We start from the raw sequence: 20,555 nt of genomic DNA on the forward strand, positions 1-20,555 counted from the left end.
AATGCCGCCTGGCGCTGCCACCTGGTGACGCCGCCCGGTGACGATCCTGCTCCACCGCGTGACGGGGAATACACGATCAGGAGCCTGGTGTGTTGAAGTCCTCCGGTGAGATCGTGTCCAGGAACTCTCGGAACTTCTCCAGCTCGCTCTCCTGCTCCTGTTCCTGATCCTCAGGCACGGTGATGCCAGCCTCGGCGAGTACCGACTCCTCGCCGTAGACGGGTACCCCCATCCGCATGGCCAGCGCGATGGCGTCCGACGGCCGGGCCGAGACCTCGACTCCGTTTCCGAACACAAGCGTCGCGAAGAACACTCCGTCCTGGAGATCGTTGATGGTCACCCTCGTGAGTTCCGTCTGCAGGGCCTGCAGCACATCACGCATGAGATCGTGGGTCATCGGACGAGCGGTCGTGATGCCCTCCTGCGCGAACGCGATGGCTGTCGCCTCCACCGCGCCGATCCAGATGGGCAGATAGCGCTCACCTCCGACCTCCTTCAACAGGACGATCGGCTGCTTCGACGGAAGCTCGACACGAACGCCGACGATGTCCAGCCGATGCACCGATCTACCTCCTCGCACAGGTGAGCAGGACGGGATGATCTGAGCGGAAACTGTAGACGCCCACCGGGTGACAGTATCCCCGTCGCTGGAGTTCGTCAGCGTGCCCGGTGCATCCGGAAAGATCGACTACCGCGGACATCTTCCACCCCACTGTCAACGATAGGTGCCCGCGGGCGAATCGGCCTGCGAAAGACTGATCCACGGGCATGCCGAGGTGGCGTCATCAGCTCGGCCCGGCCCGCAACCGTGAGCGCAGCAGGGCGGCGTGCAGCCGAACCAGCAGACCCGCGAGCTCGTCCACGGTGTCCTGCGCGTGCCCGCCGGGACGGTCGCGCTGCCCCCGTAGGGGGGCCGCCACCTGTTCGATCAGTCCCGCTTCCCGATCGGCCGCGACCCGCGAGGAACGCAGGTGACGAGGCTGGACGCCAAAGGCGCTCAGCGCGGCGAACGTGCGTGCGACCGCCAGCGCGTCCCCGTCGAAATAGCTACCGCCGGGGCGGGGCGCGAGCAGCCCGTACTGTTCGAGTTCGACAAGTTGATCGTCACCGATGCCGGTGGCGGCGAGCAGCTCCCGGCGCGACATCCGCACCGTCTCGCCGCCATCGACGATCATGTCCAGGACGCGGGGCGGGGGTGGTGCGACCGGGCGAGGGCCGGACCGCTCACGCGGCTGCTCGCCGCGGTCGATGGACTCCAGTTCCTCTTTGATCACTCGCAGCGGCAGAAAGCGTTCCCGCTGTGCGCCGAGTATGTAACGGAGTCGACCCACATCATCGGATGAGTACTTGCGATAGTTCGCATTCGTCCGGGCCGGGACCACCAGACCTTCCGCCTCCAGATATCGGATCTTGGACAGCGTGACGTCGGGATAGTCCAGCCTCAGTCGATCGAGTACCTCGCCGATGTTGAACGTCTTCGCGGGGGAGCCACCTGCCGGGGCCCGAGCGGGCATCGGCACGGACGATGTCGTGGCCCGACCGGCGTTCATCGATGGGACCATCGGCTCACTGGGGCCCCCCGCCACCCGTCGCCATGATTGATCCAGTCAGGAACACCAGTCGGAATTTGCCGATCTGGACCTCGTCACCACTGGACAGTTCGGCTGAGTCGATCCGCTCCCGGTTGAGATAGGTGCCGTTGAGGCTACCTACGTCACGAACGGCAAAGCCCTTCGTGTACGGAGACCGATGGAACTCGGCGTGACGGCGCGACACCGTCACATCATCCAGGAAAATATCGCTTTCCGGATGCCGGCCCGCCGTCGTCAGGTCGGCATCCAGCAGGAAGCGGCTGCCCGCGTTGGGCCCTCGCTTGACCACGAGCAAACCTGAACCCGGTGGCAACGCGTCAACGGCGGCGACGGCATCCCGCTCGGTCGACTCGTCGACGTGATCACCCTCGATACCCGAAAGGGCTGCGGCAAGGTTGAGCGTCGACGTCTGCTCGGCAGGTCGTTCCGGCGCGACGGGCTCACCTGGACGTACCAGTGGAGACCCACACCGCGCGCAGTACAACGCATCAGTCGGGTTCTGCTGTCCGCACCTCGTGCAGAACACGGTCGCGTCTGCTTCCTGCCGGACCGCCGCGGGTGCGGTTGGGTCGGCCGCTCGGGCCACCTGCCTGGGGTGGCGAAAGTTCGATTCCTCCTCGGGGACACCCACCCACCGCGCGGACGGCCCCGAAGCCGGAAGGGTCGACACCGACCGCGACATCCCGGCCTCGTATCGCCTTCCCGGCGCACAATGAGGCTAGTGCATCAGGTCCACTACCGCGCAAAGGGAGTAGGTCAGCTATTCCTGCGTGGCGTGGACCTGAACGCCAGACTACATGTGCAGATCATCACGTTCGCTTCACGTGCTGGGCGTAGGCGCCCGCGTCGAGCAGGGAATCGGTCGTCCCGGCGTCGTCGACGGCCACCTCGACCAGCCAACCCTCACCGTAGGGATCGGAGTTGACCAGCTCCGGAGTGCTGTCGAGCACCTCGTTGCGAGCGATCACCTCCCCGGAGACCGGGGCGTAGACGTCCGAGACGCTCTTGGTCGACTCTACTTCGCCGAACGGCTCACCGGCCTGCACCCGGTCACCGACCGCCGGCAACGTCACAAACACGATGTCCCCGAGCGCTTCCTGTGCAAACGAGGTGATACCCACCCGCACAGTGCCGCTGTTCACCCGGATCCACTCGTGCTCTGTGGTGTACTTCAGATCTTCCGGGTACACTGCGTATCGCCTCCCAGTCGTCGGTTCCGAACCATCGAACAGATCAGTACCGCTTTGCGGAGAGCGAACCGGGTGTCCCGACGGATCCCGGGTCGGGAACCCGATCCGACACATCCGGTTTCCAGCGGTCCTTGCCGGTGACGTCACCGGTGACGTCACCGGTCACGAACAGGGTGCTCCAGTGGTCCAGGAGATGCTCTGCCGTGGTGGCATCGCGGCCCTCGGCCCACAGATGGGTGACGGCTTCGGCCGGGTCCGGGAGTACCAGGACCCATGAGCCGTCCGGCAGGATCACCCGAACGCCGTCGGTGGTGTCGATGGTGCACCCGCTGTCGGTGTCGACCGCCTCCATCACCCGCCGCATCACCATGCCCTTGGCCGCCCACGGCGTCGGCACGGATCTGCGGAGCACGGACACGGCCGGGATGCGCGCGTCGATCGCGCTCAGGGTCAGCCGGGTCCGGGCGACCAGCGCGGCCAGTCTGACGAACGCGGCCAGGCCGTCGATCGCCGGCGCGAACTCGGGTACCACGAATCCCCCGCGGCCGTCCGCGGCGAACACGACGTTCGGCTCGCTCGCGGCCCGGGTGAGGTCGGCGGCCGACAGTGAGGTGCGCCGGACCGTCAGCCCGTGGAAGCGGGTCACCTGGTCCGCGACCCGGGTGGTGGTGACCGGCAGCGCGACGTGTGCTCCCCGGTTCTCGGCCGCGACAAGGTCGAGGAACACCAGCAGCGCCCGCTCGTCGTCGATCAGGTCGCCGCGTTCATCCACGATCGTGATGCGGTCACCGACGTTGTCGAAACGGACGCCGACGGCAGCCCGCGAGCTGGCGACGAGCGCGCCGAGGCGGTCCAGGGCGCGGCGGCGATCGTCCGGCGTCTGCGCCGGGACGGTCTCGTCCAGCCGGCCGTTGACGGTGAGGACGTCCACCCCGAGCCGGCCCAGCAGGGTGGGCAGGACCAACGAGGTCGTTCCCCCGGCCGGATCGATCACGATTTTGAGGTTGGCTTCGGCCAGGCCGGCGGTGTCCACCCGGTCCAGCAGGTCGCGGGTGTAGATATCGGCGGTACGGGCGGGGAAGCGCAGCTCCCCGATCTCTTCGGGAAAAGCCCGCCGGAATTCCTGGCGGCTGACGACCCGATCGAGCGTGCGCTGCATGGCAAGCGAAAGATCGCTGCCCTCGGAGTCCATGAAGCTGATGTCCACCCGCTCGGTGTCCCCCGGTGTCGTGCGCACCATGATTCCGCCGGCGGCATCGGAGGCGCGGACGTCGAAGCGGGCCACCGGCATCGGCGCGACCTCCAGATCCCGCACGTCCATCGCGCTCGCGGTGAGCGCACTGATCATCGCCCGTTTGAGCGCCCGGGCGGCCCGTGAGCCATCCCGGACCGTGGTCACCGTGGATCCCTTGCGCAGGGTCGTGGCATAGGCGCTGGCGAGGCGGACCACCAGTTCGGGGGTGATCTCGACGTTGATCAGCCCCGACACCCCCCGGGGGCCGAACAGCGAGCGCTGTCCCCGGGATTCCCAGATGACGCTGGTGTTGACCACCGCGCCGGCCTCGATGGTCTTGAACGGGTACACCATGACGTCGTGGGAGACGAACGACTCCTCCTCAAGCACGCACTCGTCGCCGACCACCGCGCCCTCCTCGACCCGCGCGGCCCGCAGCACGTCGGTGCTCTTACCGATCACGCAGCCCCGCAGGTTGGTCAGCGACCCGATCAGAGCGTTGTCCTGGACGACGGCCCGGTGCAGGAAGGCGCCCGATTTGACCACGACGTTACTGCCGATGACGGTGAACTCACGCAGCTCGGCACCGGCCTCGATCTTCGTGTAGTCACCGATCACCAGCGGACCGCAGAGCACCGCCTCCGGATGGACGTCGGCGTCCCGTCCGACCCACACCCCCGGCGAGACCTCGAACCCGCCGATCTCCACGTCGACCTGGCCGTTGAGGACATCGGCCTGGGCCCGAAGGAAGCTCGGGATGGTGCCGACATCCTCCCAGTAGCCACCCACGACGTAGCCGAACAGGGGCGCGCCGGCAGCCAGGAGCTGGGGGAAGACGTCCCCCGACCAGTCCACCGACTCCCCGACCGGAACGTGGTCGAGCACCTCCGGTTCCATCACGTAGATGCCGGTGTTGACCGTGTCGGAGAAAACCTGCCCCCAGGTCGGTTTCTCCAGGAAGCGGATGATCCGGCCGTTGTCGGACGTGATGACGATCCCGAACTCCAGGGGATTCGGGACGGCCTTGAGCGCGATCGTGACCAGCGCACCCTGCTTGCGGTGGTAGGCGACCAGCGAGGTCAGGTCGATGTCGGTGAGCGCATCCCCACTGATCACCAGAAACGGATCGTCGCGCAACGCGTCCTGTGCGTTGCGGACGCTGCCGGCCGTCCCCAGCGGTGTGGTCTCGGTCGCGTACGACAGGTGCATACCCAGCTCGTCGCCGTCACCGAAGTAGGTCCGGACGTGGGCCGCGAGGAACTGCACCGTGATCACGGTCTCATCGAAACCGTGCCGTTTGAGCAGCCGCAGCACATGCTCCATGATCGGACGATTGACGACGGGGAGTAGCGGTTTGGGCTGATTGGCGGTCATCGGGCGCAGGCGCCTTCCTTCACCGCCCGCCATCACGACGGCTCTCACCGACCCACCTCCGCGTCTGCCCGGCCGGCCTCGCCGCGGTCGGCTCCGGGCGACACCGGCGGTTCGGTACCGCTGCCCGCCCGCGCAAGCTGGCGGACCTGGACCCAGTAGAGGATCGCGGACCACCAGTACAGAGCGGTACCCCAGATGGCGAACGCCCACCCGAGCGGACGGGAGACGCCGGCGAGCCAGTTGTCGCCCGCTGACAGCAGCAGCAGCGGGAAGGCGTAGAGCAGGTTGAACGTCGCGGCCTTGCCCAGGTAATGCACGGGCAGGGTGGGGCCGTAGCCCAAGCGGCGCAGCACCGGCACGACGCCGGTGATCGCGACATCCCGGCCGATGAGCAGCGCGGCGAACCACCAGGGAACGATCTCGCGCAGCGTCAGCGCAATGATCGTCGCCAGGATGTACAGGCGGTCCGCCAGCGGGTCGAGGAGAATCCCGAGCCGGCTGGTCTGCCCCAGCGCCCGGGCAAGTTTGCCGTCGAGATAGTCACTCACGCCGGCGAAGGCGAGTACTGCGAGCGCCGCACCGTCAGCCTTGGGACCCAACGCCAGCCACAGGAACACGGGTACCCCGGCCAGGCGCAGCGCGGAGAGCACGTTCGGGATCGTGAGTACCCGGTCGGACGGATGGATCGCCGTGGTCACCCTCGACACCCCTTCGCACCCGGACCCGCCCGGTCAACCGTTGCAGCCCCCGGCCAACCGCTACAGCACTCGGCCAACCGCTACAGCACTCGGCCAACGTAGTACGTCGAGCTCCAGATGGGCACCAGCGAGACCGTTCGCCCGGTCTCCGGGGCGCTCCACACGTATCCGTTACCGGCGTAGATCGCGACATGGGTGATATTGCCCGGGGTTCCGAAGAAGATCAGGTCGCCGGGCTGCTTGCCGGCCTGGGGCACTCGCAGCGAGGCGGCGAACTGCTGCTGGGCCGTCCGCGGCAAGGAGCGCCCGAGCTGTTTGAAGACATACTGAACCAGGCCGGAGCAGTCGAACGCGTAGGGCCCCTCGGCCCCGTACACGTACGGCTTGCCCCGCTGCAGCGATGCGAGGTAGACGGCCTTCTCCCCGATGGAGCTGCCCGGGACGACCGTGGGCGCGGTCCCGGCCGCCGCGCCCCCCGCGCCCCCCGCGGAACCGCCTCCCGGGCCCGTCGGGCTGCGCACCGTCACAGTGGTCGCTCCGGCGAGCGAGGGACGCAGGACGTTCGTACCGTCGAAGACCGCGGTGAGCGTCGTGGTCGACAGCAGCCGGGTACTGATCGTCGCGGTGCCGGTGCTGTCGGTCCGTAGCTGGGCGGTGGTGGTCCACTGCGGGCCGTTGGCCACCGCGATACGGACCCGCTGGTCGGCGACGGGACGTCCGGTCCCGACCTCCATGGCGCGGACGGTGATGACGACGGGTGCGTTCGGCGCGACCGTCGCCTGATCGGCGGCGATCGACATCGTGGTGAAGGTCGGATCCGGATTGCCCAACTTGGCGGCCAGGTCGACGGTGGCGCCCGCGGGAGCGGCCCCGTGGGTGCCACCGCCGATCATCGCGGCGTTGTCGACGGTGGCTGCGGTAGTTGTCATCGGCCCAAGAGTCGCGTTTCCGCCCGGGCCGGGCATCGTCGCGGCAAAGCCCGCCGTCGATGCAGCCAGGGTCCCGGTCGTCACCGCGGCGATCGTGGCGACCCGCCGGGACTGCGGGCCGAGACGGGCATGCCAGGGGTTGGGCTCATGGTCACCGGCGCTCTCGGGCGCCTGGTCACGATGGCGACCACGACCGGCCTGCTCTCCGTCTACGGGGAGCCGGATCACGCCACGTGGATGCAACGCGCGTCCTTCCCGAACGCCTGCGAGGCAGTGTGGCGCCATGCCACGAACCGATGTCGCTGGCACGCCTCAAGGCGCCGGCTGAGGGGGAGAACCCGGCCGACGACCGTCAGGGCTGCGAAACCTCGCTCCTGCCCCCTGGCTGCTCGGAGGGGACATCGGACCGGGGCAGGACTGGGCGTTTCGGTCCGACGCGTGTGTTCGAGGGGGAATGTTGATCTTTGCTGAGGGGGTACACGTGTTGTGTCAAACGATATCGGGTAGCCCGTACGGGTAGGCAATACCCCCAAACCCAACACGTGGCCACATCCAACCAGTGGTCCTATGTAGTCCTTGTGTTGGGCATTGACATGAGGTAGCTACGATCATGACCGCTGCCGGTCCTAACGGCCGCCTCTGGCGTCGAGGATCACCCCGGAGTGTGTATAGTATGCGCATGGCGAGGGTGAATATCACGGTCCCCGACGAGTTGCTGGAGCAGGCCCGGGCCGCCGATCTGAACGTCTCCCGCCTCGCTTCGACGGCTCTGGCCGAGGAGCTGGATCGACGTGCCAAGATCGCAGATTTGGACGCCTACCTGGCTGACCTGGAGGCGGAGTTGGGGCCGGTCCCCGCCCGCGAGACGGCCGCCGCCCGAGAGTGGGCCGACCGAGTTCTGCCCACCCGACCCGCTGACACCGGCGTGGCCCGGCGGGCACGCACGGCATGACCCTGGTGCTGGATGCGGGCGGCCTGTCCGCCTTGGCCGGGCAGCGCGCCCGGCTGGCGGAGCTGCGACAGCGTGGTTACTGGCCGGCGCAGGTCCCCGCAGTGGTACTGGCGGAGGCTCTGACCGGTGATCACCGACGCGACTTTCACACTAACCGCCTGCTCCGCGGCTGCCAGGTCCGGGACGTCACAGAACCGCTCGCCCGTGAGGGCGCACGGCTACGTGCCGCGACCGGACGCGCTGGGACGATCACAGCTACCGACGCGATCGTGGCCGCCTTCGCCGCCACCTGTCGCGCTCCCGTCGTGCTGACGAGCGACCCGCATGATCTTACTGCCCTCGCTGGCCACAGCACGCAGCCCATCACGGTCTCAGGCGTATAGACCTCCGCTTGCTGGCATGCGGGTCGCATGACCGCCACCCAGGCGAGGCAGGCGAGTAGTGGTCACAGCCGGTGAAGTAGATGTTCGGCGTGGCGTCGAAGTGGGGCGACAAGGTGGGGATGGTCGCCGAATCGGTACCGGCGGGCCCTCGTCCCCACAGTTCCCAGACGTGCATCAGCACCACTTGGCCCGCCGGCACCTGACGCATGCGTTGCGCTTCGCCCATGCCGGCGCACCGCGTCGGCGAACTCGGCGAAGCGTCGGTACTCCTTGGTGACCACGAACGGCGCTTCGGCCGGCGGTTCGTCCTCGATTTCCGGCAGGGTCGGCATCAATGCGACGGCCGCCTCCTTGGCCGCCCACTGTTCGAGCGTGTCCTCGGTGCCCTCGTCGGTGTCCGCCATCGCTCACTCCTCCCGGTAGCGCTTGAGCGTCGGCGCGGCGGGCCTGGCCGGGTCCGGGTCCGGGTCCGGGTCCGGTGCCACCGGTGCACCGCCAGGAGCCGGTCGTTGTGGAAGACGCGGATCTCGGCGACGTCGCGTGGGTCATAGCGGATCGTGACCGGCTCGCCGACGTAGTCGCCGAGCACGGTGGTATCGAGGTAGCGCAGGCCGAGGAAGTGAATGCTGAGCAGGTCCGGCTGCGTGCCCTGCGCATCTTCGACGAGCTCGGGCACACGGAGGCTCGTCGGGCACCCGGCGTCAGCTCCCGTACCGGGATTCTTCGATCCCGGTGACGCGGCGGTAGTTGCCGGGGGCGAGACCATACTCCCGTTTGAAGGCCTTGGCGAAGGCGAATTCGGACGTGTAGCCGACGCGGTGGGCGACGGCGGACAGCGGCACGTCCTGTTGACGCAGTATCCGGGCCGCGGTGGTCAGGCGCCACCGGGTGAGGTAGGTCAGGGGTGGCTCACCGACCAGTGCGGTGAACCGGCGGGTGAACGTGGCGCGGGAGAGTCCGGCCTGCGCACCCAACTGCTGCACCGTCCACGATCGTGCCGGATCCTGGTGCATGCGGTGGAGGCTGGGGCCGATCGCCGGATCGGCGACCGCCCGGCTCCAGCCGGTCGGATGGTCTTCCTGCCAGGCGCGCAGGATGTAGACCAAGAGGGCGTCCACCAGCGAGGAGACGATCGCCTCCGCGCCCGGCTCCTGCTCCTCGACCTCGGTGCCGAGCAGGTCCACCGCCGCGTGCAGCCCGTGCCGGCGCCGGTTCGGCAGGTGCACCAGGTCGGGAAGCGTGGCCAGCAGCGGATGCGGCCGGCGCTGTTCAAGCCGGTAGGCACCCGACAGCAGGACCGTCTGCGCTCCGGCCGCTGCCCCGGCCACGTGCTGGTGACCGATCCGTTTGGCGTGCCACTCGCGGTCCAGGCGGAAGGTGACAGCGGGGGTGGTCGGGGCGTCGGCCAGCGTGTGCTCCTGGCCGCTGGCCAGCAGCACCACGTCACCTGACCGCAGTGCCCGCGGCGGCTCGTCGGCGCTCGACAGCCAGCACGTGCCCTGCAGGATGACGTGGAACCCGAACCCTTGGTTGCCCCCGAACCGCAGCCCCCAGGGGGCGTGTGCCCGGGTACGCGCGCACAGGGTCGGCCCGGTCTCCAGGGCCGCGAGCACGTCCGTGAGCACATCCATCCGCTGATCATATCCCGACGAGACTTGTTCTGAGCCGATCAGACATGTTTTCGGCGTTCGTGGACATTGTCCGTCGTGCGACCGGATTCATACAGTCGAGTTCACGGACGGAGGGAGATCCAATATGAACGTTCTGGTCAGCGACCTGCTGGCCAACCTGCCCGGCATCCGCCGGGTGGTCGCCATCTCCGAACCCATCCCGATGAAGAGGATTGAACAGTCATGGACCTGCAGTTGCAGGGTAAGCGGGCGCTGGTCACCGGCAGTTCCAGCGGCATCGGCCGAGCCATCGCGCTGGGCCTGGCCCGGGAAGGGGTCGCCGTCGTCGTGCACGGCCGAGACGCCGGACGGGCGCAGGCCACCGCGGACGCCGTCGTCACCGCCGGTGGCACGGCGGCGGTGGTGCTGGGCGACCTGTCCGACGATGCCGCCGCGGCGCAGGCCGCAGCCGATGCCACCGCTGCCTTCGGTGGCATCGACATCCTGGTCAACAACGCCGGTACGGCACAAGACGCCGGCTGGACCGGGGCAACTCCGGCCAACTGGCTCACCCTGTACGACACCAACGTCGTCTCCGCCGTACGCCTGATCCGGGCACTGACACCGCAGATGCGGGACAGCACATGGGGCCGCGTCATCCAGATTGGCAGCGCAGCCAACCCCAATCCGCTACCCACCCGGGCCGCCTACAGCGCCGCCAAAGCGGCGCTGGCCAACCTCACGGTGAGCCTGGCCAAGGAACTCGCCGGCACCGGGATCACCGCGAACACCATCAGCCCCGGCCCGACGCTGACTGACGGGTTCCGGGAATTCGCCCAGAACTTCGCCAAGAACCACGGACTCGACGACGTCGAGGCGGCCACCCGCACGCTGATCGACGGCCCGCTGGCCAGCCCCGCCGCCCGGCTGGCCGGCCCGGAGGAGATCGCTGCCCTGGTCGCCATCGTCGCCAGCCCGCTCGGCGCCTCCATCAACGGTGCCAACCTCCGTATCGACGGCGGATTCACCCCCACCGTCAACTGACCCGCCGTCAACTGACCCGCCGTCAACTGACCCGCCGTCTACCAAGCCGAGGACCGGCCACCCGACATGACCAGCCCCCGATGAACAGTGAGGTCTGACATGGACAACGAAGGACAACACATCCGGATCGAACCGTTGCCGAACCCCGGACACCTGCGCATCGACCTCGACGGTGTCACCATCGCCGAGTCGAGCGGTCCCCGGCTCCTCCTCGAAACCGGTGCGCCGGTGCGTTACTACCTACCCAAGGCGCACGTACGGATGGAGCTGCTCGAACCGAGCGACACGATCACCCACTGCCCACACAAGGGCACCGCCGAGTACTGGTCGGTACGGGTCAACGGTCAGCTGTACCGGGACCATGCGTGGTCGTACCCGGCGCCACTGCCCGACGGTCAGCCGATTGCCGGCCTCATCGCCTTCCGCAGGACGGATACGTATGTCGACGGCGTTCTGCAACAGGGGCGCTGACACGGGGTACCGGGCACCGCGGGGCGGCCCCCGGCCGGCGGTCGAACGGCTGCTGACCTGTCGGGACGTCCCGCTGCGGGAGAAGACCCTGTGGCGGATGCTGTACGAGACCGCGGGTCGGGCCGCGGAGATCCTCGCCCTGGACATTCCCAGCCGGGATGATTAGGTCGGGCTGGATTGCTTCGACTGGCTCACCGGCGGCGTGGCGGCGTGGTGGCGTGGCGGCGTGGGACGGTGTGGAGCATGTCGTCGGTTAGGAGAACGCCACGTCGTAGGCGTAGGGCTGGGCGGGGTGCTCGGCCATCAGTCTTCCTCATCGTCGTGGACGTCGGGATCGCGCAGCTCCCGCAGCCCGCCTGGAATTTCCGGCAGGAGAATCGACTCCCACAGGTCATCCAGGCTCACCTGCTCGCCCCCGCCCCGGTCACCCAAGATCCGCCGGACCGGGCTCATCCGAACGGCCAGTCCCGCTAGGCCCCCCGGCCGACCGCGCTCCTGGTGCGCCGTCCGGCGATCGTTGATAGCGATCTTTCGAGCTTTGTGTGCCGAAACGGCCGTTGTTGATCGCACAAAGCTCGAAAGATCGTCGCTCGAAAGATCGTTTCGATTTAGAGCAGTGACCGCAGGACGTAGGGCAGGATGCCGCCGTTGCGGTAGTACTCGCCCTCCCCCGGCGTGTCGATGCGGACGACTGCGTCGAACCGCTTGTCGTCGGCCTGGACGAGCAGCGTCGGGGTCTTCTCGTCGACGCCGGCGAGCCCGACGATGGTGAACGTCTCCTCGCCGGTCAGGCCGAGCGACGCCGCGGACTGCCCGGTCGGGAACTGCAGCGGCAGGACGCCCATCCCGATCAGGTTGGAGCGGTGGATCCGCTCGTAGGACTCGGCGATGACCGCTCGGACGCCGAGCAGGGCCGTACCCTTGGCCGCCCAGTCACGCGACGAACCCGAACCGTACTCCTTGCCGGCGAGGACCACCAGCGGCACTCCGTCGGCGGCGTACTTCTGCGCCGCGTCGTAGATCGCCAGCTGCTCGCCGTCGGGCAGGTGCCGGGTGACCCCGCCCTCGGTGCCGGGAGCCAGCATGTTGCGCAGCCGGATGTTGGCGAACGTCCCGCGGATCATCACCTCGTGGTTGCCGCGCCGGGACCCGTAGGAGTTGAAGTCCGTCGGCTCCACCCCGTGCTCCACGAGGTAGCGGCCCGCGGGTGACTCCCGCTTGATGGATCCGGCGGGCGAGATGTGGTCGGTGGTCACCGAGTCGCCGAGCAGCGCCAGCACGCGGGCGCCGACGATGTCCGGGCGCGGCGCCGGCGTCGCCGCCATCCCCTCGAAGTACGGTGGGTGACGCACGTAGGTCGAGTCAGGTGCCCAGTGAAACGTCTGGGACACTTCGCCTCCGTCACCGGTCGGCAGCGACTGCCACTGCTTGTCGCCGGACAGGTCGCCGTAGTCCTCGGTGAACATCTCCGAGCGGATCGCGTCGCCGACCACCGCGGCCACCTCGGCCTCGCTCGGCCAGATGTCGCGCAGGTAGACCGGGTTGCCCGCCGTGTCGGTGCCCAGCGGGTCGTTGACCAGGTCGATGTCCATCGTGCCGGCGAGGGCGTAGGCCACGACCAGCGGCGGGGACGCCAGGTAGTTCATCTTGACGTCCGGGTTGATCCGACCCTCGAAGTTACGGTTACCCGACAGCACGCTGACCACCGCCAGGTCGCCGGCGTTCACCCCCTGGCTGATCTCCTCCTGGAGGGGGCCGGAGTTGCCGATGCAGGTGGTGCACCCGTAGCCGACCAGGTTGAACCCGAGCTTGTCCAGGTAGGGGGTGAGCCCGGCGCGCTCGTAGTAGTCCATGACGACCTTGGAACCCGGGGCCAGGGTGGTCTTGACCCAGGGCTTGCGGGTCAGGCCCCGGTCGACGGCGTTGCGGGCGAGGATGGCCGCGCCCACCATCACCTGCGGGTTGGACGTGTTCGTGCACGAGGTGATGGCCGCGATCGCGACCGCGCCGTGGTCGAGTGAGAAGCTGGTGCCGTCCGCGAGGGTCACCGGGGTCGGGTTGGACGGGCGTCCTTCGAGATCACCAGAAGTACCCGCAGCTGCCTTTGCCGGACCGGCATAGTCGGCGAGCGCGGTGCGGAACGCAGCCTTGGCGGTGCGCAGGGGGACCCGGTCCTGCGGGCGCTTCGGGCCGGCCAGCGACGGCTCGATCGTGGAGAGATCGAGGGTGAGGGTGGTCGTGTAGACCGGCTCGCGACTCGGGTCGTGCCAGAGGCCCTGCTCCTTGGTGTACGCCTCGACGAGGTCGACCTGCTCGCTGGGACGGCCGGTCAGCCGCAGGTAGGCCAGGGTCTCCGCATCCACCGGGAAGATGGCGCAGGTCGAGCCGTACTCGGGGCTCATGTTGCCGATCGTGGCCCGGTTGGCCAGCGGGACGTTGCCCAGGCCCTCGCCGTAGAACTCGACGAAACGGCCCACGACACCGTGCGTGCGCAGCATCTCGGTGATGGTGAGGACGAGGTCGGTCGCGGTGGTTCCGGGCGGCAGCTCACCGGTGAGCTTGAACCCGACGACCGTCGGGATGAGCATGCTCACCGGCTGGCCGAGCATGGCGGCCTCCGCCTCGATGCCGCCGACACCCCAGCCGAGCACGCCCAGACCGTTGATCATGGTGGTGTGGCTGTCCGTGCCGACCAGGGTGTCGGGGTAGGCGAGCACGCCGTCGGCGGTCGCCCGGGTGAAGATCACCCGGGCGAGGTACTCCAGGTTGACCTGGTGGACGATCCCGGTGTTCGGGGGGACGACCGTGAAGTTGTCGAACGCGGCCTGGCCCCACCGCAGGAACTGGTAGCGCTCGCGGTTGCGGGCGAACTCCAGCTCGGTGTTGAGGGCGAAGGCGTCAGCCCGGCCGAAGACGTCCGCGATGATCGAGTGGTCGATCACCAGCTCCGCCGGCGCCAGCGGGTTGATCTTTGTCGGATCACCGCCGAGAGCGGCCATGGCCTCGCGCATGGCGGCGAGGTCGACCACGCACGGCACCCCGGTGAAATCCTGCATGATCACGCGGGCCGGCGTGAACTGGATCTCCTGGCTCGGCGTGGCGGCCGGGTCCCAGGACGCGAGCGCGGTGACGTGGTCGGCGGTGATGTTGGCGCCGTCCTCGGTCCGCAGCAGGTTCTCCAGCAGGATGCGCAGACTGTACGGCAACCGGTCAGCTCCGGAAACCGCGTCCAGCCGACGGATTGTATACCTACGGTCACCCACCTTGAGATGACCTGTGCTGCCGAAGCTGTCCATATCTCCTCCTCGCCGCGTTCCCTCGCGGACCATCCTGGTGTTCGTTCCAGGAATTACCCGACCCGCCAGGGCCGGGACCAGTAATATCCTATTTACTTAGTATTGCTAAGGATATACCAGAAGATCAGTCGCCGTGCGCGAGGCTCCCGAAGTGTGGCGACAGGCCGGCGCCACCCCGAATGCTCCATATAACTGAGAGCGACCGTCACGTAATCGCTCAGGCGTTCTCAAGGAGATCCGGCGAGACGCTCGCCTCGGTGTTCGGCAGCCCGAGCGCATGCGCCCTCTTGTCGGCCAACGCCAGCAGCCGCCGGATGCGACCGGCGACCGCATCCTTGGTCAGCGGCGGCTCCGCGAGCGCACCCAGCTCCTCCAGGGATGCCTGGGCATGCTCAAGGCGCAGCCGTCCGGCCGCGAGCAGATGCCCGGGTGCGTCATCTCCCAGGATCCTCAACGCCGCCTGGACCCGGGCGCCGGCCGCGACCGCCGCGCGCGCCGAACGGCGCAGGTTGGCGTCGTCGAAATTCGCCAGCCGGTTCGCGGTCGCCCGCACCTCGCGGCGCATCCGCCGATCCTCCCAGGCCAGCAGGCTGTCATGCGCGCCGATCTTCGTCAGCAGCACGCTGATCGCGTCGCCATCGCGGATCACCACCCGGTCCACCCCGCGCACCTCGCGGCTCTTGGCCGCGACACCGAGTCGACGGGCTGCGCCGACCAGCGCGAGCGCAGCCTCCGGCCCCGGCGAAGTGATCTCCAGGGAGCATGAGCGGCCTGGCTCGGTCAGTGAGCCATGGGCCAGGAACGCCCCACGCCACGCAGCCGCAGCATCACAGGAAGCACCCGTCACCACTTGTGGTGGCAACCCTCGCACCGGGCGACCCCGCTGGTCGAGCAGTCCGGTCGACCGCGCCAGCTGTTCGCCGTCACGCTCCACCCGGACGATGTACCGCACGGAACGGCGCAGCCCACCCGCGGCGAGCACCGCGATGCCCGACGGGAAGCCGAACACCTCTGCGATCTCGCGGCGCAGCCGCCGAGCGGTGGCACCCGCGTCGAGTTCGGCCTCGACGACGATACGGCCACGCACAATGTGCAGCCCGCCACCGAAGCGCAACAGCGCGGCCATTTCCGCCCTGCGACAACATGGCTTCGCCACCCGCAACCGGCTGAGCTCGTCCTTGACGGTGGCGGTCATTGCGGCCACACGAATCATTCCTCACCTTCATGAGCGGAGACGGCACCTTCATGAGCGGGGAAGACACCTTCACGGGCGGACCCGGCGGTCGCGGCGTTGCGGCGCACAGCATCACGGCGCGCAGCATCGTCTGAAACCACCGTGTCGTCCGTGGCCCCCGTGGCCGGACCCGACCGGGCGCCTGGCCTGAGGCCGTTCCCGGCCCCGGCCACGTTCCCGGCCACGTTCCCGGCCATGTTCCCGGCCATGTTCGCGAACACCGCCTCGAACGCGACGGCGAGCCGTCGGGGGTCATGATGTGGCTCGCCGGGGTAGGCGACCGGTACGAGGTACAGACGAGCCCCCAGGTCGGCGGCGGCACGGGCGAGTACGCCCGGCTCACCGACCGCGTCGCGGTCAGCGATCACGACGTCGAACAGCAGCCCCGGCGCGTGCGTTTCGATGACCCGCAGATGCGCTTCGGGCGGATAGCCGGCGGTCTCACCGGGTTGCGGCGCCAGGTTCAGGACCATGACGCGGCGAGCCGGTGAACGGAGAAGGCAGCCGGTCATCTCGGGCACCAGCAGGTGAGGCAGCACGCTGGTGTAGAGCGAACCCGGGCCGAACACCACCCATTCGGCCCGCTCGACGGCTTCGAGCGCAGGCCGGCACGCCGCGGGCGTCACGGGCTCGAGCCGGAGGCTGCGGACCCGGCCGGAGGTGGTGGCCACCGCAGCCTGGCCGCGGACCTCGACGACGGCCGCCGGCTGACGGGGGTCGAGACCGGCCACCTCCGCAACGATGTCGATGCCCGTGTCCGACAGCGGCAGCACCCGCCCGGCGGCTCCCAGCAGCCGGGCAGCAAGATCGAGGGCGTCCACCGCAGAGCTCTGGCGCTCGGCGAGCGCGCTGAGCACCAGATTGCCGACGGCATGACCGGCCAGCGGCCCTCCTCCGCCGAACCGGTGCTGGAACAGCTCCGCCCAGGTGGTCGACCAGCTGTCGGTACCGGCGAGCGCGGCCAGCGCCATCCGCAGATCACCCATGGGCAGCGCTCCCAGCTCCGTGCGGAGCCGACCCGAAGATCCACCGTCGTCACCTACAGTCACAACCGCGGTGAGGTGGCGGGTGATGCGCCGCAGCGCCCGCAACGAGGCGGCCAGGCCGTGGCCACCGCCGAAGGCCACCACCGCGGGACCGGTACCTGTCACTCCCGCCCCAGATCACGGTGAACGACCCGGACGCCGACGCCGTCGCCGGCGAGCCGGGAGGCGAGCTGCTCGGCCATGGCTACACTGCGATGTTTACCGCCGGTGCATCCGATCGCGAGCGTCAGATACCGCTTGCCCTCACGCACATACCCCTCCCCCACCAGTCGCAGCAACACCGCGTACTGGTTGATGAACTCCATCGCCCCGGGCTGGGCGAGGACGTAGTCACGAACATCTGGATCACGGCCCGTGAACGGTCGTAGCGCCTCCACCCAGTGCGGGTTCGGCAGGAACCGACAGTCGGCAACCAGGTCCGCGTCCAGCGGCAGGCCGTACTTGTAGCCGAAGGAGACCACCGTCGCGGTCAACCGGTTTCCACCCGGTTGGCCGAAGGCGGCGTCGATCTTGGCCCGCAACTCGTGGACGTTGAGATCGGTGGTATCGAGCACCAGGTCCGACTCGCCGCGCAGCTCCGCGAGCAAGGCGCGTTCACGGCTGATTCCGTCGACCACCCTGCCCTCGCCCTGCAGCGGATGCGGCCGCCGGACGTGGTCGAACCTGCGGACCAGCGTCTCGTCCGCCGCTTCCAGGAAGAGCACGCGTGGCTGCATGCCGCGGGCGTTGAGCGTGTCCAGCGTCGCCCGCAGATCGGAGAAGAACGCCCGGCCGCGGACGTCGACGACCACCGCGATGCGGTTGACCGCCCCCTGTGACCGCAGTCCGAGTTCGGTCATGGTGGCCAGCAACGCCGGTGGCAGGTTGTCGACGACGAACCAGCCGAGATCCTCCAGGCACTTGGCCGCGGTACTGCGGCCCGCTCCGGACAGTCCGGTGATGATGGCGAGGTCAAGCGGCGCGGCGGTGGTCATGTGGGAACACCCCAGGTTGATGTGGCGTCGGAACCGGCTTGCCCGGTGGCGGCCTCGGTGGCGGAACCCGATGGCCCTGATCCGCGCTCGGACACCGCGGGTGGCGGCACCGGCGCGGTTTCGTCAGCCGCAAGAATCTCCCCCGTGGACGGGTCGACCGCGGGCGGGGTGGCGCCTGCCGCTCCCGGGCCGGTCGCCGCGAGCGCGTCCACCACGGCCTGGGCCGTCCGCCGGCCGATGCCCGGGACCTCGGCTATCTGCTCAACCGTCGCCCGCCGTATCCGGGCAACGGAGCCGAACGTCGCCAGCAGCGTCTTTCGACGTGTCTCGCCGAGCCCCGGCACGTCGTCGAGAAGCGAGCGGACCATCGCTTTGGAGCGCTTCTGGCGGTGGTAGGCGATCGCGAACCGGTGTGCCTCGTCCCGGATCCGCTGCAGCAGGTACAGGGCCTCACTGGTCCGGGGCAGAATCACCGGATCATCCTCACCGGGTAGCCATACCTCTTCCAGCCGCTTGGCAAGGCCGCACAGGGCGATGCCGCCGGGGCCGCGCTCGATACCGAGTGCGTCCAGGGCCCGGCGGGCTGCGGCGACCTGTGGCGGGCCGCCGTCGACGACAACCAGGTTGGGCGGGTAGGCGAAGCGCCGGGGACGACCCGTAACCGGGTCCACCGGGTCGGCTGGGTCCACCGACTTGCCGGACTTGCCGGATGCCGGCAGCCCGGCGATGTCACCGGTACGTGCCCGCTCGGCAAGATACCGAGTGAACCGTCGGCTGATCGTCTCGTGCATACTCGCGACGTCGTCCTGCCCGTCGACCCCGCGGATGGCGAACCGCCGGTACTCCGACTTGCGGGGCAGGCCGTCCTCGAAGACGACCATGCTCGCGACGACGTTGCTGCCCGCCAGGTTGGAGATGTCGAACGACTCGATCCGAAGCGGTGGCTCGTCCAGGCCGAGGGCGTCCTGGATGTCTGACAGCGCCCGGCTGCGCGCGGACAGATCACCGGCCCGTTTCGTCCGGTGCAGGGTGAAGGCCTGAGTGGCGTTACGCTCGACGGTCTCCATCAGGGTCCGCTTGTCCCCGCGGCGAGGAACCCGCAGGTCGACCCGGCTGCCGCGGGCGATGCTGAGCAGCTCGATGACGACGTCGGGGTCCGGGGGAAGCTCCGGGACGAGCACCTCCCGCGGAATCTCGTTGGCACCACTGCGCGAGGCGGGCGTGCCGGGTGACGCGGATGCGCCCGGTGACGCGGGCGTGGCGGTACCGGTACGGGCACCGGTGTCGGGAGCCGCGTCCGCCAGGTACTCCTGGGTGAGGAACTGCTCGACCAGCTCCCCCGTGGTCCGTTCCTCGATCTTGTCGACGACCCAGCCGCGTTGGCCGCGGACCCGGCCGTCGCGCACGTAGAAGACCTGGACGGCGGCTTCGAGCTCGTCCTGCGCGAAGGCGATGACGTCGGCGTCGGTGCCGTCGGGCAACACCACCGCCTGCTTTTCCATGGCCCGGCGCAGGGCGCCGACGTCGTCGCGCAGCCGCGCCGCGCTTTCGTAGCGCTGGTCCGACGCGGCCTGGGCCATCTCGCGCTCGAGGGTGCGGATGTACCGGCCGGTCTGCCCGGCCATGAAGTCGCAGAAATCCTCGACGATGCGCCGGTGTTCGGCCGCGTCGACGCGGCCCACGCACGGTGCCGAGCACCGGTCGATGTAGCCGAGCAGGCAGGGGCGACCGATCTGGCGCGCACGTTTGAACACCCCTGCGCTGCACGTTCGGGCCGGGAAGACGCGCAGCAGGAGGTCGAGGGTCTCCCGGATGGCCCACGCATGGGCGTACGGGCCGAAGTAGCGGACGCCGGCGCGCTTGGGACCGCGCATGACCTGCAGGCGGGGGAACTCCTCGTGCAGGGTCACCGCGAGGCTCGGGTAGCTCTTGTCGTCCCGGTAACGGACGTTGAAGCGAGGATCGAACTCCTTGATCCACGTGTACTCGAGCTGGAGCGCTTCGACCTCCGTCAAGACCACGGTCCAGTCGACCGACGCCGCGGTCGTCACCATGTGCTGGGTACGGGGGTGGAGGTTGTGTATATCGGTGAAGTAGTTCGACAACCTGGCGCGAAGGTTCTTCGCCTTGCCCACGTACACGACGCGGCCGTGCTCGTCGGAGAACCGGTACACGCCCGGAGTCTCGGGAACTGATCCCGGCGCGGGACGGTAGGACGCCGGATCAGCCATGAACCGAGCCTACGGCGCGCCGGATTGCCACAGAACAACGCCTCCACGTAGCCATTTCACCACGCTGAGCGCTTGGGCTTGTGGGGTGGTCATGGCCTGGGGTGGAGCAAAGCCGCGGGGCGACCGTGGCTGGGCATATCTCACAGCTGGCGGGACACCCGTCATGGCGTAGCGCGGCGGGCGATGTCAGGGTCCATGCTCGAAGACCATGAGCGGTGTGCGAAGCATGATCCGTCAGGTGCTCGCCGGCCGATGGCCACGATGGCCAGAACAACCGGCTGGGCAGGCGTTGATCCC

The 20,555-nt window shown here is 68.8% G+C and carries 21 protein-coding genes; 6 read left to right on the forward strand and 15 right to left on the reverse strand.

The features are described 5' to 3' along the window. Positions 1–76 precede the first annotated feature (76 nt). The 7 genes from U9983_RS02715 to U9983_RS02745 form a co-directional block, all read right to left on the reverse strand. On the reverse strand, positions 77–562 hold the full coding sequence (locus U9983_RS02715) for a bifunctional nuclease family protein (protein WP_322750286.1): 486 nt from the start codon (positions 560–562) through the stop codon (positions 77–79). 223 nt (positions 563–785) lie between these two features. Beyond that, complete coding sequence (locus U9983_RS02720) at positions 786–1,550, reverse strand: MerR family transcriptional regulator (protein ID WP_322752495.1); 765 nt, start codon at positions 1,548–1,550, stop codon at positions 786–788. Positions 1,551–1,566: 16 nt separating this feature from the next. Then, positions 1,567–2,118: an FHA domain-containing protein gene (locus U9983_RS02725; RefSeq protein WP_322750289.1), complete on the reverse strand. Its 552-nt coding sequence runs from the start codon at positions 2,116–2,118 to the stop codon at positions 1,567–1,569. Between the two features lie 283 nt (positions 2,119–2,401). Beyond that, positions 2,402–2,782, reverse strand: a complete 381-nt coding sequence (gene gcvH / locus U9983_RS02730) for a glycine cleavage system protein GcvH (RefSeq protein ID WP_322752496.1) — start codon at positions 2,780–2,782, stop codon at positions 2,402–2,404. Between the two features lie 43 nt (positions 2,783–2,825). Beyond that, entirely contained in the window at positions 2,826–5,423 is a 2,598-nt protein-coding gene (locus tag U9983_RS02735; protein WP_322752526.1) for a mannose-1-phosphate guanyltransferase, read from the reverse strand. 11 nt (positions 5,424–5,434) lie between these two features. Continuing rightward, a complete protein-coding gene (locus U9983_RS02740; RefSeq protein WP_322752497.1) occupies positions 5,435–6,088 on the reverse strand; it encodes a CDP-alcohol phosphatidyltransferase family protein in 654 nt (217 codons plus the stop codon). 80 nt (positions 6,089–6,168) lie between these two features. After that, positions 6,169–7,260 carry a C40 family peptidase gene (locus U9983_RS02745; protein ID WP_322752498.1) on the reverse strand — a complete coding sequence of 364 codons (1,092 nt, stop codon included), beginning with the start codon at positions 7,258–7,260 and terminating at the stop codon, positions 6,169–6,171. 436 nt (positions 7,261–7,696) lie between these two features. Between U9983_RS02745 and U9983_RS02750 the strand changes: the two genes are divergently transcribed. Next, positions 7,697–7,969, forward strand: coding sequence for a type II toxin-antitoxin system CcdA family antitoxin (locus tag U9983_RS02750; RefSeq protein WP_322752499.1), 273 nt, complete (start codon positions 7,697–7,699; stop codon positions 7,967–7,969). Next, positions 7,966–8,352: a type II toxin-antitoxin system VapC family toxin gene (locus U9983_RS02755; protein ID WP_322752500.1), complete on the forward strand. Its 387-nt coding sequence runs from the start codon at positions 7,966–7,968 to the stop codon at positions 8,350–8,352. The genes U9983_RS02750 and U9983_RS02755 overlap by 4 nt, the downstream gene beginning before the upstream one ends. A 62-nt stretch (positions 8,353–8,414) precedes the next feature. On the opposite strand, the gene U9983_RS02760 is transcribed toward U9983_RS02755, so the two are convergent. Both U9983_RS02760 and U9983_RS27650 read right to left on the reverse strand, forming a co-directional pair. Continuing rightward, on the reverse strand, positions 8,415–8,756 hold the full coding sequence (locus U9983_RS02760; protein WP_322752501.1) for a hypothetical protein: 342 nt from the start codon (positions 8,754–8,756) through the stop codon (positions 8,415–8,417). Continuing rightward, positions 8,684–8,941, reverse strand: coding sequence for a Mu transposase C-terminal domain-containing protein (locus U9983_RS27650; protein WP_416211258.1), 258 nt, complete (start codon positions 8,939–8,941; stop codon positions 8,684–8,686). The genes U9983_RS02760 and U9983_RS27650 overlap by 73 nt, the downstream gene beginning before the upstream one ends. On the opposite strand from U9983_RS27650, the gene U9983_RS27655 reads away from it, so the two are divergent. Next, positions 8,840–9,088, forward strand: a complete 249-nt coding sequence (locus tag U9983_RS27655; protein WP_416211260.1) for a hypothetical protein — start codon at positions 8,840–8,842, stop codon at positions 9,086–9,088. The genes U9983_RS27650 and U9983_RS27655 overlap by 102 nt on opposite strands. On the opposite strand, the gene U9983_RS02770 is transcribed toward U9983_RS27655, so the two are convergent. Next, positions 9,054–9,983: an AraC family transcriptional regulator gene (locus tag U9983_RS02770; protein ID WP_322752502.1), complete on the reverse strand. Its 930-nt coding sequence runs from the start codon at positions 9,981–9,983 to the stop codon at positions 9,054–9,056. The two genes, U9983_RS27655 and U9983_RS02770, sit on opposite strands and share 35 nt — an antisense overlap. 222 nt (positions 9,984–10,205) lie before the next feature. On the opposite strand from U9983_RS02770, the gene U9983_RS02775 reads away from it, so the two are divergent. The 3 genes from U9983_RS02775 (at position 10,206) to U9983_RS02785 (ending at position 11,643) form a co-directional block, all read left to right on the forward strand. Continuing rightward, positions 10,206–11,006: an SDR family NAD(P)-dependent oxidoreductase gene (locus U9983_RS02775; protein ID WP_322752503.1), complete on the forward strand. Its 801-nt coding sequence runs from the start codon at positions 10,206–10,208 to the stop codon at positions 11,004–11,006. A 99-nt stretch (positions 11,007–11,105) separates the two neighbouring features. Beyond that, a complete protein-coding gene (locus tag U9983_RS02780) occupies positions 11,106–11,477 on the forward strand; it encodes a DUF427 domain-containing protein (RefSeq protein WP_322752504.1) in 372 nt (123 codons plus the stop codon). Further along, positions 11,446–11,643 carry a hypothetical protein gene (locus U9983_RS02785; RefSeq protein ID WP_322752505.1) on the forward strand — a complete coding sequence of 66 codons (198 nt, stop codon included), beginning with the start codon at positions 11,446–11,448 and terminating at the stop codon, positions 11,641–11,643. The genes U9983_RS02780 and U9983_RS02785 overlap by 32 nt, the downstream gene beginning before the upstream one ends. A gap of 442 nt (positions 11,644–12,085) precedes the next feature. Here U9983_RS02785 and acnA read toward each other — a convergent pair whose 3' ends face one another. From acnA to uvrC, 5 genes are all read right to left on the reverse strand, one after another. Then, complete coding sequence (gene acnA, locus U9983_RS02790) at positions 12,086–14,773, reverse strand: aconitate hydratase AcnA (RefSeq protein ID WP_322752506.1); 2,688 nt, start codon at positions 14,771–14,773, stop codon at positions 12,086–12,088. Between the two features lie 217 nt (positions 14,774–14,990). Beyond that, the gene (whiA, locus tag U9983_RS02795; protein ID WP_322752507.1) at positions 14,991–15,986 is read right to left on the reverse strand and encodes a DNA-binding protein WhiA; all 996 of its coding nucleotides are present in this window, start codon (positions 15,984–15,986) and stop codon (positions 14,991–14,993) included. Then, a complete protein-coding gene (locus U9983_RS02800; RefSeq protein ID WP_322752508.1) occupies positions 15,983–17,158 on the reverse strand; it encodes a uridine diphosphate-N-acetylglucosamine-binding protein YvcK in 1,176 nt (391 codons plus the stop codon). Before U9983_RS02800 ends, whiA begins: the two co-directional genes overlap by 4 nt. Further along, positions 17,155–18,027, reverse strand: a complete 873-nt coding sequence (rapZ, locus tag U9983_RS02805) for an RNase adapter RapZ (RefSeq protein WP_322752509.1) — start codon at positions 18,025–18,027, stop codon at positions 17,155–17,157. The genes U9983_RS02800 and rapZ overlap by 4 nt, the downstream gene beginning before the upstream one ends. Continuing rightward, complete coding sequence (gene uvrC / locus U9983_RS02810) at positions 18,024–20,258, reverse strand: excinuclease ABC subunit UvrC (RefSeq protein ID WP_322752510.1); 2,235 nt, start codon at positions 20,256–20,258, stop codon at positions 18,024–18,026. The genes rapZ and uvrC overlap by 4 nt, the downstream gene beginning before the upstream one ends. Positions 20,259–20,555: the final 297 nt, after the last annotated feature.

It is taken from the genome of Protofrankia sp. Cas3, assembly GCF_963555955.1.
Taxonomy (GTDB): Bacteria; Actinomycetota; Actinomycetes; order Frankiales; family Frankiaceae; genus Protofrankia.

What these genes read in the sequence shown, in the direction of transcription:
- U9983_RS02720 (WP_322752495.1), bottom strand. Translation starts at nt 1,550, where the DNA reads ATGAACGCCGGTCGGGCCACGACATCGTCCGTGCCGATGCCCGCTCGG.
- U9983_RS02735 (WP_322752526.1), bottom strand. Translation starts at nt 5,423, where the DNA reads ATGGCGGGCGGTGAAGGAAGGCGCCTGCGCCCGATGACCGCCAATCAG.
- U9983_RS02750 (WP_322752499.1), top strand. Translation starts at nt 7,697, where the DNA reads ATGGCGAGGGTGAATATCACGGTCCCCGACGAGTTGCTGGAGCAGGCC.
- U9983_RS02755 (WP_322752500.1), top strand. Translation starts at nt 7,966, where the DNA reads ATGACCCTGGTGCTGGATGCGGGCGGCCTGTCCGCCTTGGCCGGGCAG.
- U9983_RS02760 (WP_322752501.1), bottom strand. Translation starts at nt 8,756, where the DNA reads ATGGCGGACACCGACGAGGGCACCGAGGACACGCTCGAACAGTGGGCG.
- U9983_RS02770 (WP_322752502.1), bottom strand. Translation starts at nt 9,983, where the DNA reads ATGGATGTGCTCACGGACGTGCTCGCGGCCCTGGAGACCGGGCCGACC.
- U9983_RS02775 (WP_322752503.1), top strand. Translation starts at nt 10,206, where the DNA reads ATGGACCTGCAGTTGCAGGGTAAGCGGGCGCTGGTCACCGGCAGTTCC.
- U9983_RS02780 (WP_322752504.1), top strand. Translation starts at nt 11,106, where the DNA reads ATGGACAACGAAGGACAACACATCCGGATCGAACCGTTGCCGAACCCC.
- U9983_RS02785 (WP_322752505.1), top strand. Translation starts at nt 11,446, where the DNA reads ATGTCGACGGCGTTCTGCAACAGGGGCGCTGACACGGGGTACCGGGCA.
- acnA (WP_322752506.1), bottom strand. Translation starts at nt 14,773, where the DNA reads ATGGACAGCTTCGGCAGCACAGGTCATCTCAAGGTGGGTGACCGTAGG.
- whiA (WP_322752507.1), bottom strand. Translation starts at nt 15,986, where the DNA reads ATGATTCGTGTGGCCGCAATGACCGCCACCGTCAAGGACGAGCTCAGC.
- rapZ (WP_322752509.1), bottom strand. Translation starts at nt 18,027, where the DNA reads ATGACCACCGCCGCGCCGCTTGACCTCGCCATCATCACCGGACTGTCC.
- uvrC (WP_322752510.1), bottom strand. Translation starts at nt 20,258, where the DNA reads ATGGCTGATCCGGCGTCCTACCGTCCCGCGCCGGGATCAGTTCCCGAG.